Raw genomic sequence first — 13733 nt, forward strand, 5'->3', positions numbered from 1 at the left:
GGTAAAACAGCGTTAAGAAAACTTTTTTCCCGTCTGCCAAATCAAGGAGAATTTAATGCCAGAGATAAATGTGACCAATTGGGAGGATCAGCTGATTTCACCTGAAAAGGTGCTCAATCATATCTAGCCCGGAATGACCGTGTTTATCGGCACAGGCCCTGCCGCCCCAAGGACATTGATACGGACCCTTCTTGATGTGGATAAACACAATATCAGGGACCTTGAGCTGGTTCAGCTGGCCGTGCTCGGGGAAACCATTCTCTCCCTGGACAGACTGAGTGCCCCCAATTACCGGCTGAAAACGTTTTTTTCAGGATTTGTGGCCTGGGACACCATTTCTGCGGGACAGGTGGATCTTATTCCGGCCTATTCATCTGAGATTCCTGAAATCATCAAATCCGGCCGGGTGGATATGGATGCGGCCTTTATCCAGATCACCCCGCCCAATGATGCGGGATACTGCAGTTTGGGGGTTGCCGTGGACGTGGCCCGGGAGGTCATGGACAAGGCCAGCCTGGTGGTGGGAGAGGTCAACGAGTCCATGCCCTTTACCTATGGGGACACTTTTGTTTCCATTGATAAATTTGACCTTCTGGTCCGGTCGGACAGGACCCCTGTCACCTATGCGCCCGCACCCGTGGATGATGTGATGAAAAAGGTGGCTGCCAATGTGGCCTCGGTGATCCGGGACGGGGACTGCATCAACTATTCCCACGGCCCTATGTTTGAAGCCCTGGTCCCTTTTTTGTCGGATAAAAAGGATCTGGGTATCCATAGCCTGTACTTTACAGATGCCCTGGCAGAGCTTGTCAATTCAGGGGTCGTGACCAACCATAGAAAATCCCCTTTCAGGGGCAAATCCCTGGCCTCCTATGCCCTTGGCACCAAAGAACTGATGAAGTGGCTCCATAAAAATCCTTTGGTCGAGTTCCAGGGCATTGACTGGGTATGCAACTCCCAGTTCATTGCCAACAACCCCCAGTTTGTGGCCCTTTACGAGGGGCGAAAGGCAGATATCCAGGGGAGTGTGGCCTTTCCCCTCAAAGGAGCTGTGATCACAGGGCCCGGAGAAGGGATTGATTTTTACAAGGGGGCAGAGGCCTTCAGAGACGGGGCCACCATCATCGGCCTGCCCAGCCGGAATGCAAAGGGATAGTCCAATATCCTGGTCTCCATCCAGAATTATGCCAACCAGCTTCGGTTGAGGGAATCGGTCCATATGATGGCCACGGAATACGGGGTGGCCATGCTCAAGTGGCGTCCCCTGAGAGAGCGGGCCCAGGCCATTATCGACATTGCCCACCCCGATGACAGGGAAGACCTTATCAAACAGGCCAGGGAGAGAAAAATCATCTATCCCAACCAGATTTTTGTGACCCGCTCCGCCCATCTGTATCCGGATCATATCTCCTATACCAAAACCTTTAAAGGGGATAAGACGGTTCGGTTCAGGGCCATGAAACCCTCGGACGAGGCTGCCATGAGACGGTTTTTTTACCGGTGTTCAAAGGAGATGGTCTTTTACCGTTTTTTTTATTCCATCAAGACTATGAGCCACGACAAGATGCAGGAATATGTCAATGTGGACTATGGCAGGGAATTTTCCGTTGTGGGATTTGGGGGAAAAAAAGGCGAGGGCAAGATGATTGCCGAGGCCCGACTGGTAACGGTGGATGACGGAGATATGGGAGAAGTGGCCTTTCTCATTGACGAGGCCTACCAGGGGGTTGGGATCGGGACCTATCTTATTGAACTGCTCATTGTTGAGGGACGCAAACGGGGGTTGAAAACCTTATCGGCCCAGGTTTTGTCCGATAACTAGCCCATGATCAAGGTTTTTGAAAAAGCGGGGCTGCCTGTGGAGTCCCGCCTGGAAAGCGGGGTATACCAGATCAACATTGCCCTGACATAACCCCCTGTTACTGTTTTAAGCGTTGGGTCAACCCGCATATTTCTCGAACCGATTTTGCTTTAGCTGCAAGGCGCCAGGCCGTGAAATCCTGGTGAGTCTACTGCGAACGGTCGGCAACACCGCAGATGAGGTAAAATCGGTTCGCCCTAAGGGTGACTACCCATGGAATTGGTTTATAAGTAATCGTAACTTGCTGTATTTAAAAAATTTAATATCCAGTTTCCTCAAATTGTCAGTTTCTGACCTTCAGGTTATAAAATATTCGGGTTAAAGGGCTTTGTTCATGCAAGAGAAAACAGCCTGGAATAAAATCGCAGACAGGGCATTGGCCACATTTAAAGAATTTTTTTTTCCGAACATGGGAATGTGAACAGGATCATCAATCACTGAAAGCACATGGGGGGAGATGCCGTACTCCTCATTGCCCATGACAATAACGGCCTTGGCCGGCCAATCATACTCATGGCAGGGCACAGAGCCTTGAACGGTTTCCGCACCAATAATCTGGAACCCTTTCTTTTTTTTCTCAAGCAGCAGTCCTGCAAGGTCCTGGGTCTTTTCTTCATCCACGGATTGATGGGCGCCCATGGCAGTCTTTTGGACCTGGCGGCTCTCTTTGCCCGGGCAATTGCCCAGAATCAGGCCGGAGACGCCTGCAGCTTCGCAGGTTCTGAATATGGATCCGATATTAAAGAGACTGCGCAGCCCGTCCAACGCAACCTCATAGTCCATGTCCGGCCGGTTTTGGCAGAGTTGTACTCTGTCCTGGGTCGTGACCCTTTCCAGAAGATCGTAATCTTTGACCCCTTGTCCTGCGGCAGTTCTATGGCGGTGAATGGCATCTGAAATATAGACCAGCCATGCCCTTGTGTCCTCTGTTTTGGGAGGAAGCGCACAGGGAAGATCTATCCAGGTGCAGATGGCCTTGTACTGGGCATGAAAGGCCAACAGGCCTTTAAAGGTCTGCCTGCCCCCTGCCATGGTCTGGTAGATCCGGGAGAGCCAGGCAACAACATGGGTGTAGCGCCCTGTGTCAGAGAGGGATAAAAATTTTTTGCGGGTAAATCCAAAGCTGTCCATCTGTGTTTTATATCAGTAAATTATTGTTAGGCAAATGCAAATTTATCTGAACCTAAATCGGATATTTTTTTTAGGCCTGGCAATCGCGGTTAAAAATTGTGATTCAAATTCGAACCTAAAGGTTTAAACATAGTTACAATATGTTGTGGACGGTCATTTTTGATAAAAAGTTACCAGTCATAAAAGAAAGGTATTGACAAATGATTTTTACACATCTATCGTTTTGCTCAAATGTCGACATTCGACTTTTCATCAAGAAGGTTAGACTAATTTTTTAAGAGGTATTTATGAAAACAAAGCAACCCATATTAACCGACAAGGCTCCCAAAGCGATTGGCCCTTATTCCCAAGGAATTGTTTGTGAAAATTTTTTGTTTGTTTCAGGGCAATTGCCGATCAATCCTGAAACGGGGAAAATCGAAGGAAAGACGATCAAAGAACGGGCCAAACAGGTTTTTTCTAATATAAAGGCAATTATCAATGCTTCCAACGCAAATGAAGAGGACATTGTAAAAACCACATTGTTTTTAACGGATATGAAAGATTTTAATGAGATAAACCAAATCTATAATGAGTATTTTACCGAATCCTATCCCGCACGCAGAAAGGGCGTTCAAAATTCTGTGTCAGTTGAATGAAAGCTGATATACTCAGCTAAATAAGGAGAACTGACATGACCGAAGAAAACACCGAATTTGATTTTCAAAAAGCCCTTAAAGGCATCCAGGAAGGTAAACCCTTCACAGGTAAGGGCGGCGTCCTTACATCATTAATCAAAAATCTTGCTGAAGCTGCTCTTGAAGGAGAGTTGGAGTCCCATCTCGGGCAGGAAGTTTCTGCCAACCGCCGTAATGGAAAAAGCAAAAAGACCATTAAATCCCTGGATGGTAAATTTGAGCTGGAAACCCCGCGTGACAGGGCCGGAACCTTCTCTCCACAGATCGTCAAAAAACATCAGACAACGCTCAGCGATGAAATTGAAAGAAAGATAATAGCCCTTTACGGCCTGGGCATGAGTTATAATGATATGGCTTCCCATTTACAGGAAATCTATGGACTTGAGATTTCAAATGCCACTCTGAGCACCATTACCGATAAAATCATCCATACCGTCAAAGAATGGCAGGCCAGGCCGTTGGAAAATGTGTACCCAATCGTATGGCTTGATGCCATACATTATAAAGTACGAGAAAACGGAAAGGTCGGCAGCAAGGCCGTTTACACAATTCTTGGGGTGAATATCGAGGGCCGCAAAGAGGTTCTTGGGCTGTACATATCCGAGAATGAGGGTGCGAACTTCTGGCTGCAGGTGTTAACAGACCTTTCAAACCGAGGGGTAAAAGATATCCTGATTGCCTGTGTTGATGGTCTAAAAGGTTTTCCCGAGGCCATTGAGACCATATTCCCGGACACAGAAGTTCAACTCTGCGTAGTCCACCAGATCCGAAATTCATTGAAATACGTTGGTTCCAAAAATAAAAAGGAATTTATGGCAGATCTAAAACGTGTTTATAAAGCGGTCAATAAGGATCTGGCCGAAGAAGAACTGGATATCTTGGAAAATAAATGGAATGACAAATACCCGATTGTGATAAAATCCTGGCGGAACAACTGGGAACGCCTCAGTCATTTCTTTAAATATCCAGAAGAGATTCGACGGATAATATACACCACAAATACCATTGAGGCTGTGCATCGACAGTTTCGAAAGGGCGCATTCCCATTTTCCCGGTTTTAAAAAGGCCTGTCTTTTAGAGCAAAAAGAATGATATCCTCTGTTACGCTGAAATGAACATAAATGGATTGTGCTAATGAAGAAAGCTGAAGATTGTAATACTGTTGATGAAGTCCTTGCATGCCTCAAAAAACTGGAAGAAGATCCAAATCGCTTGGTTCGTAACGCTAACGAATTAGAACAGATGGAGCAGGAAATCCTTGAGTATACAAATCGGATAAGCGCCTTTTTTTTAAAAAAAAGATCCAGGCCTCAGTAGATTCCTCTGAACAGGTCGACCAAGAAAAAGAATTGATGTCCAATTGGCCGGGACGGATGAAAAGCGAAGGGCTTGAGACAGTTTGGATTCAGCTTTGTACAGATAGTTCGGTTGATATTCATGTTCGATACTATCGAAGGTCCTGTGACCGCCGAAAAGGAAAAAGATATAAAGGTGCATACGCTGGTTTAATCCTTCTTGGAATCCATGATCGCTGCTCGCCTGCTTTGGCTTCTATGGTGAGTTCTTGGTCAGCCTTATTAAGTTCTTTTGAAGAAGTCCGTCAAGTGCTTTGTGACCGTGGGATGACGTTGGGTATAAAGGTCATCCGTAAACTGACCTATCGGTACGCAGAGCGGGCTCGAGCCGAACAACAAGCGGGCCGAATCCCATTAAATGATGGAGATTTACTTGAAGGGCGGCGAGTCGTTATCAGCACTGATGGTGGCCGCACTCGGCTCAGAGAGAAGAAAAGGGGACCAAAAACCCAAAAGGATAGAACCCGATTTCGTGGGGCATGGCGAGAACCCAAGCTTTTGATCATTTATGTAGTGGACGCCCATGGAAAACAAGAAAAAAGCTTTTCACCATTTATTGATGGCTGTTTCAATGGACCGGATGGTGTATTCCACTTGTTAAAGGGTTATTTGAACTCCCTTCATATTCAGAACTCAGACAAAATACTGTTTGTTGCAGATGGGGCACATTGGATTTGGAATCGAATCCCCGGACTGCTAAAAGCATTGGGTTTGGCTCCTGAGCGTGTGTATGAACTTCTCGATTTCTACCATGCAGTTGAGCATCTGGGTACAGTAGTAGGCTTAAGGAAGACCTGGTCATCCAAGGAACGCAAACGCTGGGTATCGAAGCAGCGAGGTCTTCTGCTGAAGGGAAAGGCGATTGAGGTGGTACAGGCCGTCCAGAAGCTTTGTAGAGGCAGAAACAGTAAGGCTATCAAGACGGAACGGGATTATTTTGTGCGCAATGAACTGAGGCTTAATTTCTCAACTGTAAAAGCGTTGAACTTACCTATTGGCAGCGGTGCTATTGAAAGTTCGATTCGGAGAGTCGTGAATTTACGTCTTAAAGGTCCATGCATCTTTTGGTATCGGGAGAATGCAGAAAAAATGATTATGCTGCGATCATTTTATAAAGCAGGGCGTTGGAACTGCCTGAAGCAGATGGCAAACATGCACAATCCAGTGCCAGCGGTATAACCGGGAAAATGGGAATGCGCCCATCTTCCTTATGTTTTGTTCTCGCATCATCACGCTTAGAGAACCCGCCTGACAGCCTTCATTCGTTCGCCTTGCCCACGTTCTGATAATTTTTCCCAGGGTGTATCAAAAAAGGGGTCAAAGGAGGCGGGATTGTCTTCGAGTTCAGTGTCCAGCCATGACATGGGATTGAATATCCCGCTCGTATCTTGCCTGGCGGCAAGTTCGGCAGCGTTCCTGACATGTTCTGTCAGGTTTAATGTTTTATCCGGGTCGGTATGGCCTGGCTCCTGATCAAAAGGATTGTATTCCGGGTTTTTATAGAGGGTTGCAGACCCGTTCATTATATCGGGTTTATACACGGCTTCGATCCAGTTTTCAGGTTTAAATTCTTCAAATGCAACTGAAATCGAAGATGTTTTGCATTCAAGACTCTTGGCTGCACTGGTGACAATTTTTTCAGTCAGTTCTTTTTTCTGCTGCTCAGATCTACCGGCATATAGTTTGATAATAATATGGGGCATGGGATTTCCTTGGCCGTTGTCAGGTTACCGGCCTTTCAGGCCGGGGCAGATATGTCTAAATGATCTATACCATAAAAACATTTGCCTGACAGTAAGAATTTTTATTGAAATTTTAATGTCTTTATGGCTTTCTGTCTTGACATCTATGTCTCTTTTATGGTTCTATGGTATCAGGTCTGGGACCAGGTGAATGTTTAAAAAATTAAGAGGGTTACATGAGTGAAAAAGACAAGTTAAAGCAACTGACCTTGAGAATGCCGGAATATCTTCACAGAGAATTTAAGTTAACTGCGGTCAGGCAGGGGCGGACCATGGGCGAGGTGACCATTGAACTGATCAGAAAATATGTGAGCAAAGCATCTGATCCCTTGTGAGATAAACAGATGAATCATAAGGAGGATGTCATTCGTTTTTCAGATTTTTTTGTCCCAAAGTATCTGCACTCCAACCCAAAGGTGCGGATTAAATTCATCAATCAGACAACAGATGTGAAACTTCTGGAGCAGATGGTTGAAAAAGACGAGGAAGACTCTGTTGTCATGGCTGCCAGAGAGAGGTTAGAGGCATTGACGGTGACTGCCACATCTTAAGGGGCCAGCCTTGATTCAATGGCATCCACGGCATCCATGGCCGCATCTTTGAGGTCCTCATGGCTGAGATGGGTGATCTGTTGAAGGATCCATGCCTTTGTTTCAAGGCCTCCGATTTCTCCCAGCGCATAGAGGATGTCCCCCTGGATCGGGATGTCCCGGCCTTCAAAGCGTTCCATGAGAATCGGAGCCAGTTTCAACCCAAGGTCTGGGGCTTGTTCTCCCAAGTATTCCACCACCACCATGGCCCCGAGCCGGACCGACCAGGTCTTGTGGAGAAGAAGCCCTGTAAATCCGTCAAAAATTTTTCCGGTTTTAATCATTTCCTTTGTGATCCATTCGGCATCCCTGGCTTCTATTATGTTTTTCAGGGTGGACGTGCCAAGCCTTGATGGATCCCGGTTTAATATCATTGAAATCAATTCTGTTTCGGGCACGGCCTCGGTCCATCGAAAATCTTTGTCCAGAATCAGGCAGGGGGCGGCCATAACCTTGTCCGTTTCCGCCTTTTGCCGGAACAATGATCCGTCAATGATGTGCAGACCGATTTTTTCACAATAGGCTGCCATGGGGATCAGGGTTTTGACCATGGCCGGGCAGTGGGGGCATTGAAGGGCAATATAAAGGGTGAGTTCACAGGGCAGTTCAATACGATCGAGCATCTGGCGGATCTCTTGTGACAGAACGTTTGCCCCAAGGGATTCAAGACTGGATAAAAAGGGAGCCAGTTCCCGTTCCAGGGGCAGGGCCGAATAGGTGATGTTTTCCTTTAAGGCAAATCCGGGCAGATCGGACTCTCTTTTATTGGGAATCCAGGTGATGTTTGAATTCAAATTCGTCCATGCCTTGGCAAACCGGGTAAAGCGCTCTTGCTCCGGGTGGTCTGCGGTCAGGATGGAAATATTAAAATTGCCGGGCGGGGTCCAGTTTTGGATTGTTTTTTTGTCTGCCTTGTCCATGATACAGTTCCTCAATGGGGTGTGGGTTTCTTCTTCTTTATCAGAATCCGTCTTTTAAATTAAGGCCAAATCATGTAAATAATTCTCTGACGTTTTTTATTAACCTCCACAGGCCAAAACATATGAGATTTATTGCAGACCTGCATATCCATTCAAAATACTCCAGGGCGACAGCCAAAAACCTATATCTTGAAAACCTTTACCATACTGCCCAGATCAAGGGAGTGACCCTTGTGGGCACAGGAGACTTTACCCATCCGGCCTGGATGGAAGAACTGGAAACCAAGCTTGAGCCGGCTGAACCAGGGCTGTTTTCTTTGAAAAAGGAGTTTGCCGCCTCCATTGAGTCTGATATCCCTCTTGCCTGCAGAGGTCAGGTTCGCTTTATCCTCCAGACTGAAATTTCCAATATTTACAAAAAAGACGACCGGGTTCGCAAGAATCATAACCTGATCTATATGCCGGATATTCAGACGGCCAAGCGCTTTAATGCCCGTCTGGATGCCATCGGCAATATCAAGTCCGATGGCCGTCCCATCCTGGGCCTGGATGCCAGAAATCTTCTTGAGATCATGCTGGAAACAAGTGACCAGGCTTTTTTTATTCCTGCCCATATCTGGACCCCCTGGTTTTCCATGTTCGGGTCTAAGTCCGGGTTTGACACCATTGAAGAATGCTTTGGGGACTTAAGTGCTCATATTTTTGCCTGCGAAACAGGGCTCTCTTCGGATCCCCCTATGAACTGGCGGGTAAAAGATCTGGATCGGGTGCGGCTGATCTCAAATTCAGATGCCCACTCCCCGGGGTATTTAGGGCGGAATGCCTCTGTATTTGATACCTCTCTGGATTATTGGGCGGTTAAAAAAGCCCTGGAAACCCATGATCTTTCCGCCTTCCAGGGCACTTTGGATATGTATCCGGACCAGGGAAAATATCATTATGACGGCCATCGCAAATGCAAGGTACGGCTCAACCCCGATGATACGGCAGCCTTGAACGGGATCTGCCCTGAATGCGGTAAACCCTGACGCTTGGGGTCCTTTACCGGGTCAGAGAGCTTGCAGACCGGCCCGAGGGGTTTACACCTGAAAACCGGCATGGCCACACCTATGTGGTGCCTTTGGCGGATATTCTTTCAGAGATTTTTGAGGTGGGGCCTAAAACCAAGAAGGTGACCGGGTATTTTAACAAGGCTGTGAACGCTTTGGGTCCGGAACTTGGCATTCTTACGTCCAAATCTTTTGAAGAGATTGAAAAGGCCGGCATTCCCCTGCTGGCTGAAGCCGTCAAAAAGATGAGAAAAGGCGACCTTCACATTGATCCCGGGTTTGACGGGGAGTACGGCAAGGTCAACCTTTTTACTCGGAAAGAAAAAGAAGAGATCCGGGGAGAAAAATATCTATTTTTTGATTTGCCCCGGGAAAAGAAACGATCTGGAAAGAAAAATACCAGACTCAACCCAGGAAAAGTTTTCGGGCCAAAGGCAAGGCTCAAGGAGAAAAACTTTTCAGTCCCCCAGGGTCCTCAGGGGCTTGTGGATGGTCTGAATGCTGAGCAGGCAAAGGCGGTGAAATCAGCGGCCAAAACCATGTTGATCCAGGCCGGACCCGGCACGGGAAAAACCAGAACCCTGACCGCTAAAATGGCTTGGCTGATTTCAGACCAGAACCTAGATCCGGAGAAAATTTTGGCCCTGACCTTTACCAACAAGGCTGCAAAAGAGCTTTGCCAGCGCATTGAGGTCTTTATGCCCCAAAAGGGCGGCCAGGTGATGGCTGTAACCTTTCACGGGTTCTGCCTTGGGATGCTCAAAACATATGGACATTTTTCTTCCGGACTTATGGAAGATGATTTGAGAATGAAAATTTTGGGGCTGGCCGCTCAAAAGGTGCCGTACCAGAGCCCAAAGGGAAAATGGTCCAAAAAAGAGCTTCAAAGAATGGACCATTGGATTGGCCTTTGCAAACAGCAGCTTTTGGGCCCGGCAGACGATCTGTCCTCTGTTGCAGGAGATGAGGCCGGGGTCTTGGCAGCACTCTATGGGGAATATAATCGGCTTTGCATCCAAAGAAAGCTTGTGGATTTTGAAGATCTTATTTATCTGTGGACAGGTCTTTTGATGACCGACGCCCGGATTCTGGACACACTGGGCAAAAGATTTTCCCATATCTTTGTGGATGAGTACCAGGACCTGAACCTGGGCCAGTATGAACTGGTCAAATTATTGGCCCGGAACCATCACCTTTTTGTCATCGGAGATCCAGACCAGTCCATTTACGGGTTCAGGGGATCGGACAACCGGTTTTTTAACCGGTTTGCCCAGGATTACCCAGGATGCGAACAGATCCGGCTTGTTCGAAATTACAGATCCACCCAGACCATTTTAGATGCCTCTTTTCAGATGATTACCACAAGGGGCGCCAATGCCCAGGGAAGTAAACAGGTTTTTTCCATCCTGGAGAATACCCAGCAGGTGGTCATCAAGGAGGCCCCCTCTGAAAGTGCCGAAGCCGTGGCTGTGGGGAAGATGATCGAAACCCTGGTGGGCGGGCTTTCATTTTTATCCATGGAGACAGGCCGGCAAGACCTGGATGGTAAGAAAGAATATGCGTTTTCAGACTTTGTGGTGCTCTATCGGACAAAGAGACAATGCCAGGCATTTATTCAGGCTTTTGAAAAGGCGGGTATTCCTTTTCAGACCGCAGACCGGGAGAGCTGGCTGGCCATGGAAGGGATAAGGGAGGCCCTGGGGTTTTTAAGACTCATCGCGGGTCGGGCCGTTCCCGAAGATGAGGCTGTTTTGGCAAAGGTCTTTGACAAGACCAGGGCACAGACGTTTGACCCGGATCTGCAATCCATGCTTTTTTTTGAAGATCAAGACCCTGGAAGAGCGGATAGTCTCGGGCTACTGGAGAAAATTTCAAAGGCCGCGAACCTTTGTTCCCGGATTCGTGACAATGATCGCCTGTCTGCGGCATGGGAACGGCTTGAAAATTTTGCCCGGGTCTATCCTGTACCGGGTGATCTTTTGGATGCCTTACGCCTTGACCAGGACCAGGATCTTTTGGACCCGGGGGTGGAAAAGGTCTCTTTGATGACCATGCATGCATCCAAGGGGCTTGAGTTCCCCGTGGTCTTTGTGACCGGATGTGAAACCGGGATGATTCCCTATGCCAGGGACGGGGAGAATGTTGAGGATATTCAGGAGGAAAGGCGGCTTTTTTATGTGGCCATGACCCGGGCCATGGATATTCTTTGTTTGACATATGCCAAAAAAAGACGCATATTCGGCCTCAATAAATCCCGGACAAGGTCCTGTTTTATTGATGATATTGAAAAAGAACTGGCCTGCTACGAAAAGACGGGAAGAGGCCGGGTAAAAAAGAAAAAATCAGAAATCCAGTTGGAGCTTTTTTAATCTGGAATCGTAAATTTAAGGAAAAAAGACCAAAGACCATGGAAAGAACCCCCTGCAAGGAAATTAAACTTGAAAATGATCATTGCCTTGAAATTTTTGATGATTCAAGGAAAATAGCTGACGATGCCTGTGTGGTGATCATGACCGCAGAAATGAAAATTCCGGTTCAAAAAGAGTTGTTTACCATAGAACCGGTAACTGACAAAATGTTTGAGACCATTCTTGAAACCCTGGGATCCCCCATTGTTTACACCTATCGGGTGGAACGCAATATGATCATGGACAATGAACGAGAGGCCTTGTTTGAAAGTCTGGTCACAACCTTTATGGAAAATACCGGCAAATATATTGCAAAGCCCAGTTTTCCGGAAAAGCTGGTTTTAAAGGAATACAGGGAAAGAATTGAAAAAAAGACCCCGTAAATTTTTAGGATTTCACCTTTTGGGTCTGGCCTTGGTCTGTTTTTTTATCCTGACCCTTTTCGGGCCCTGTCCCTGCCGGGCTGATATCTATAAATACACAGATAACCAGGGGGTGGTTCACTTTACCAATACGCCCACAGCCAAGGGCTTTAAACTTTATCTCAGGGAAAAAACAAGAAAGAAATCAAGGTTTTGGCCCGGGCCTGAGTTTTATGATCCCATTATAAAAAGGGCAGGAAAGGCCTTTGGGGTTGAAATTGCATTGATCAAGGCCGTGATCCAGGCGGAATCCAACTTTAACCCTAAAGCGGTATCGAGAAAAGGGGCCCGGGGGTTGATGCAGATCATGCCGGAAAACGATAGGGCCTTAAATATTTCCAATCCCTTTGACCCTTCCCAGAATATTATGGGGGGCACCCGGTACTTAAGCCAGCTTTTGATTCGGTATGACAAAAAAGTATCCCTGGCCCTGGCAGCTTATAATGCCGGCCCCACAGCCGTGGATAAATATCAAAACATTCCGCCATTTCAGGAAACCCGATCCTATGTCCAAAAGGTGATGGGGTTTTACCAGAGGTATAAACGGATATAGGTCTGTTTTTTCAGTCTTTATGTCAGATTTTAAAACAGAGGCAGCCCGGGAGATTGTTTTGCCTGGTTACAGGGTTTTTTGAATTTCCTGAATAAACTGAATCAGCTTGTCCCTCATATCCGGTCGTTCCAGGGAAAAGGCAAGGTTGGCCATTTGGAATCCCGCCTTATCCCCGCAGTCAAACCGGGTGCCTTTGAATTTGTACCCGAAAATGGGCTGTTCTTGAAGCAGGCCTTTCATGGCATCGGTCAGCTGGATCTCTCCACCGGCCCCTTTTTTTTTTTTTCCCAGATAATCCCAGATTTTCGGGGTGAGAATATACCGGCCCACAATGGCAAGGTTTGAGGGTGCCTCTTGGGGAGAGGGTTTTTCAACCATATCGTTTATTCTGACCACATCATCTTCAAGGGGGCCGGCATCCAGAATGCCGTACTTGTCGGTCTGGTCTTTTTCCACCTCCATGACAGCAGCGATGGAGGCCCTGAACCGGTCAAATTTTTCCACCATTTGGGTGAGTACAGGCTTGCCTCTTGTCTGGATCATATCATCGGCCAGAAGCACGGCAAAGGGCTCATCTCCCACAATATCCCGGGCGCACCAGATGGCATGGCCCAATCCCAAGGGCTGATGCTGACGGGTATAGACAATGGTCCCGGTTCTCGGGACAAGTTCCTGAATCTGTTTGAGCAAGGCTGTTTTTCCCTTGGCCTCTAAGGTGGCCTCTATTTCAAAACACCGGTCAAAATGATCTTCCAAGGCTTTTTTTCCCCGGCCGGTGACAAAAATGATCTGTTCTATCCCTGCGGCAAATGCTTCTTCAACCGCATACTGGATAATGGGTTTGTCCACCACCGGCAGCATTTCTTTGGCCATGGCCTTGGTGGCCGGGATGAACCGGGTACCTAAACCGGCCACCGGGAAAACAGCTTTTCTGACTTTCATATGGGCTCCTTTGAGCGTGGAAATCTATTGGTGTCTTTTATGTATTTAGAAAGGAATGTCAAATTTAATTTTTTTTGTTCTGA

The 13733-nt window shown here is 47.2% G+C and carries 12 protein-coding genes and 2 pseudogenes; 10 read left to right on the forward strand and 4 right to left on the reverse strand.

Features of this window, described 5'->3' with window-relative positions:
• Nucleotides 1-55 precede the first annotated feature (55 nt).
• Nucleotides 56-1912 (forward strand): annotated as a pseudogene (locus HUN05_07590) (GNAT family N-acetyltransferase).
• A 267-nt stretch (nucleotides 1913-2179) separates the two neighbouring features.
• Here HUN05_07590 and HUN05_07595 read toward each other — a convergent pair.
• On the reverse strand, nucleotides 2180-2992 hold the full coding sequence (locus tag HUN05_07595; GenBank protein ID WDP85017.1) for a hypothetical protein: 813 nt from the start codon (nucleotides 2990-2992) through the stop codon (nucleotides 2180-2182).
• A gap of 287 nt (nucleotides 2993-3279) precedes the next feature.
• Between HUN05_07595 and HUN05_07600 the strand changes: the two genes are divergently transcribed.
• From HUN05_07600 to HUN05_07615, 4 genes are all read left to right on the forward strand, one after another.
• Nucleotides 3280-3630, forward strand: a complete 351-nt coding sequence (locus HUN05_07600) for a hypothetical protein (protein WDP85018.1) — start codon at nucleotides 3280-3282, stop codon at nucleotides 3628-3630.
• Between the two features lie 35 nt (nucleotides 3631-3665).
• Nucleotides 3666-4730 carry an IS256 family transposase gene (locus HUN05_07605; GenBank protein WDP85019.1) on the forward strand — a complete coding sequence of 355 codons (1065 nt, stop codon included), beginning with the start codon at nucleotides 3666-3668 and terminating at the stop codon, nucleotides 4728-4730.
• 73 nt (nucleotides 4731-4803) lie between these two features.
• Nucleotides 4804-4986, forward strand: coding sequence for a hypothetical protein (locus HUN05_07610; protein ID WDP85020.1), 183 nt, complete (start codon nucleotides 4804-4806; stop codon nucleotides 4984-4986).
• A 56-nt stretch (nucleotides 4987-5042) separates the two neighbouring features.
• Complete coding sequence (locus tag HUN05_07615) at nucleotides 5043-6203, forward strand: hypothetical protein (GenBank protein ID WDP85021.1); 1161 nt, start codon at nucleotides 5043-5045, stop codon at nucleotides 6201-6203.
• 56 nt (nucleotides 6204-6259) lie between these two features.
• Here HUN05_07615 and HUN05_07620 read toward each other — a convergent pair whose 3' ends face one another.
• Nucleotides 6260-6727, reverse strand: coding sequence for a tautomerase family protein (locus HUN05_07620; protein WDP85022.1), 468 nt, complete (start codon nucleotides 6725-6727; stop codon nucleotides 6260-6262).
• 215 nt (nucleotides 6728-6942) lie between these two features.
• Between HUN05_07620 and HUN05_07625 the strand changes: the two genes are divergently transcribed.
• Nucleotides 6943-7101 (forward strand): copy number control protein, encoded by a 159-nt coding sequence (locus HUN05_07625; GenBank protein ID WDP85023.1) that lies wholly within the window; start codon nucleotides 6943-6945, stop codon nucleotides 7099-7101.
• 9 nt (nucleotides 7102-7110) lie between these two features.
• Nucleotides 7111-7317, forward strand: coding sequence for a hypothetical protein (locus HUN05_07630; GenBank protein ID WDP85024.1), 207 nt, complete (start codon nucleotides 7111-7113; stop codon nucleotides 7315-7317).
• Here the strand turns inward: HUN05_07630 and HUN05_07635 are convergent.
• On the reverse strand, nucleotides 7314-8276 hold the full coding sequence (locus HUN05_07635; GenBank protein ID WDP85025.1) for a hypothetical protein: 963 nt from the start codon (nucleotides 8274-8276) through the stop codon (nucleotides 7314-7316). The two genes, HUN05_07630 and HUN05_07635, sit on opposite strands and share 4 nt — an antisense overlap.
• A gap of 122 nt (nucleotides 8277-8398) precedes the next feature.
• Here HUN05_07635 and HUN05_07640 point away from each other — a divergent pair.
• From HUN05_07640 to HUN05_07650, 3 genes and pseudogenes are all read left to right on the forward strand, one after another.
• Nucleotides 8399-11694 (forward strand): annotated as a pseudogene (locus HUN05_07640) (UvrD-helicase domain-containing protein).
• A 38-nt stretch (nucleotides 11695-11732) separates the two neighbouring features.
• The gene (locus HUN05_07645; GenBank protein WDP85026.1) at nucleotides 11733-12116 is read left to right on the forward strand and encodes a hypothetical protein; all 384 of its coding nucleotides are present in this window, start codon (nucleotides 11733-11735) and stop codon (nucleotides 12114-12116) included.
• On the forward strand, nucleotides 12097-12708 hold the full coding sequence (locus HUN05_07650; GenBank protein ID WDP85027.1) for a lytic transglycosylase domain-containing protein: 612 nt from the start codon (nucleotides 12097-12099) through the stop codon (nucleotides 12706-12708). Before HUN05_07645 ends, HUN05_07650 begins: the two co-directional genes overlap by 20 nt.
• Before the next feature lie 66 nt (nucleotides 12709-12774).
• Here HUN05_07650 and galU read toward each other — a convergent pair whose 3' ends face one another.
• Entirely contained in the window at nucleotides 12775-13650 is an 876-nt protein-coding gene (gene galU / locus HUN05_07655) for a UTP--glucose-1-phosphate uridylyltransferase GalU (GenBank protein WDP85028.1), read from the reverse strand.
• Between the last annotated feature and the right edge of the window lie 83 nt (nucleotides 13651-13733).

This window comes from Desulfobacter sp. (assembly GCA_028768545.1).
Taxonomy (GTDB): domain Bacteria; phylum Desulfobacterota; class Desulfobacteria; order Desulfobacterales; family Desulfobacteraceae; genus Desulfobacter.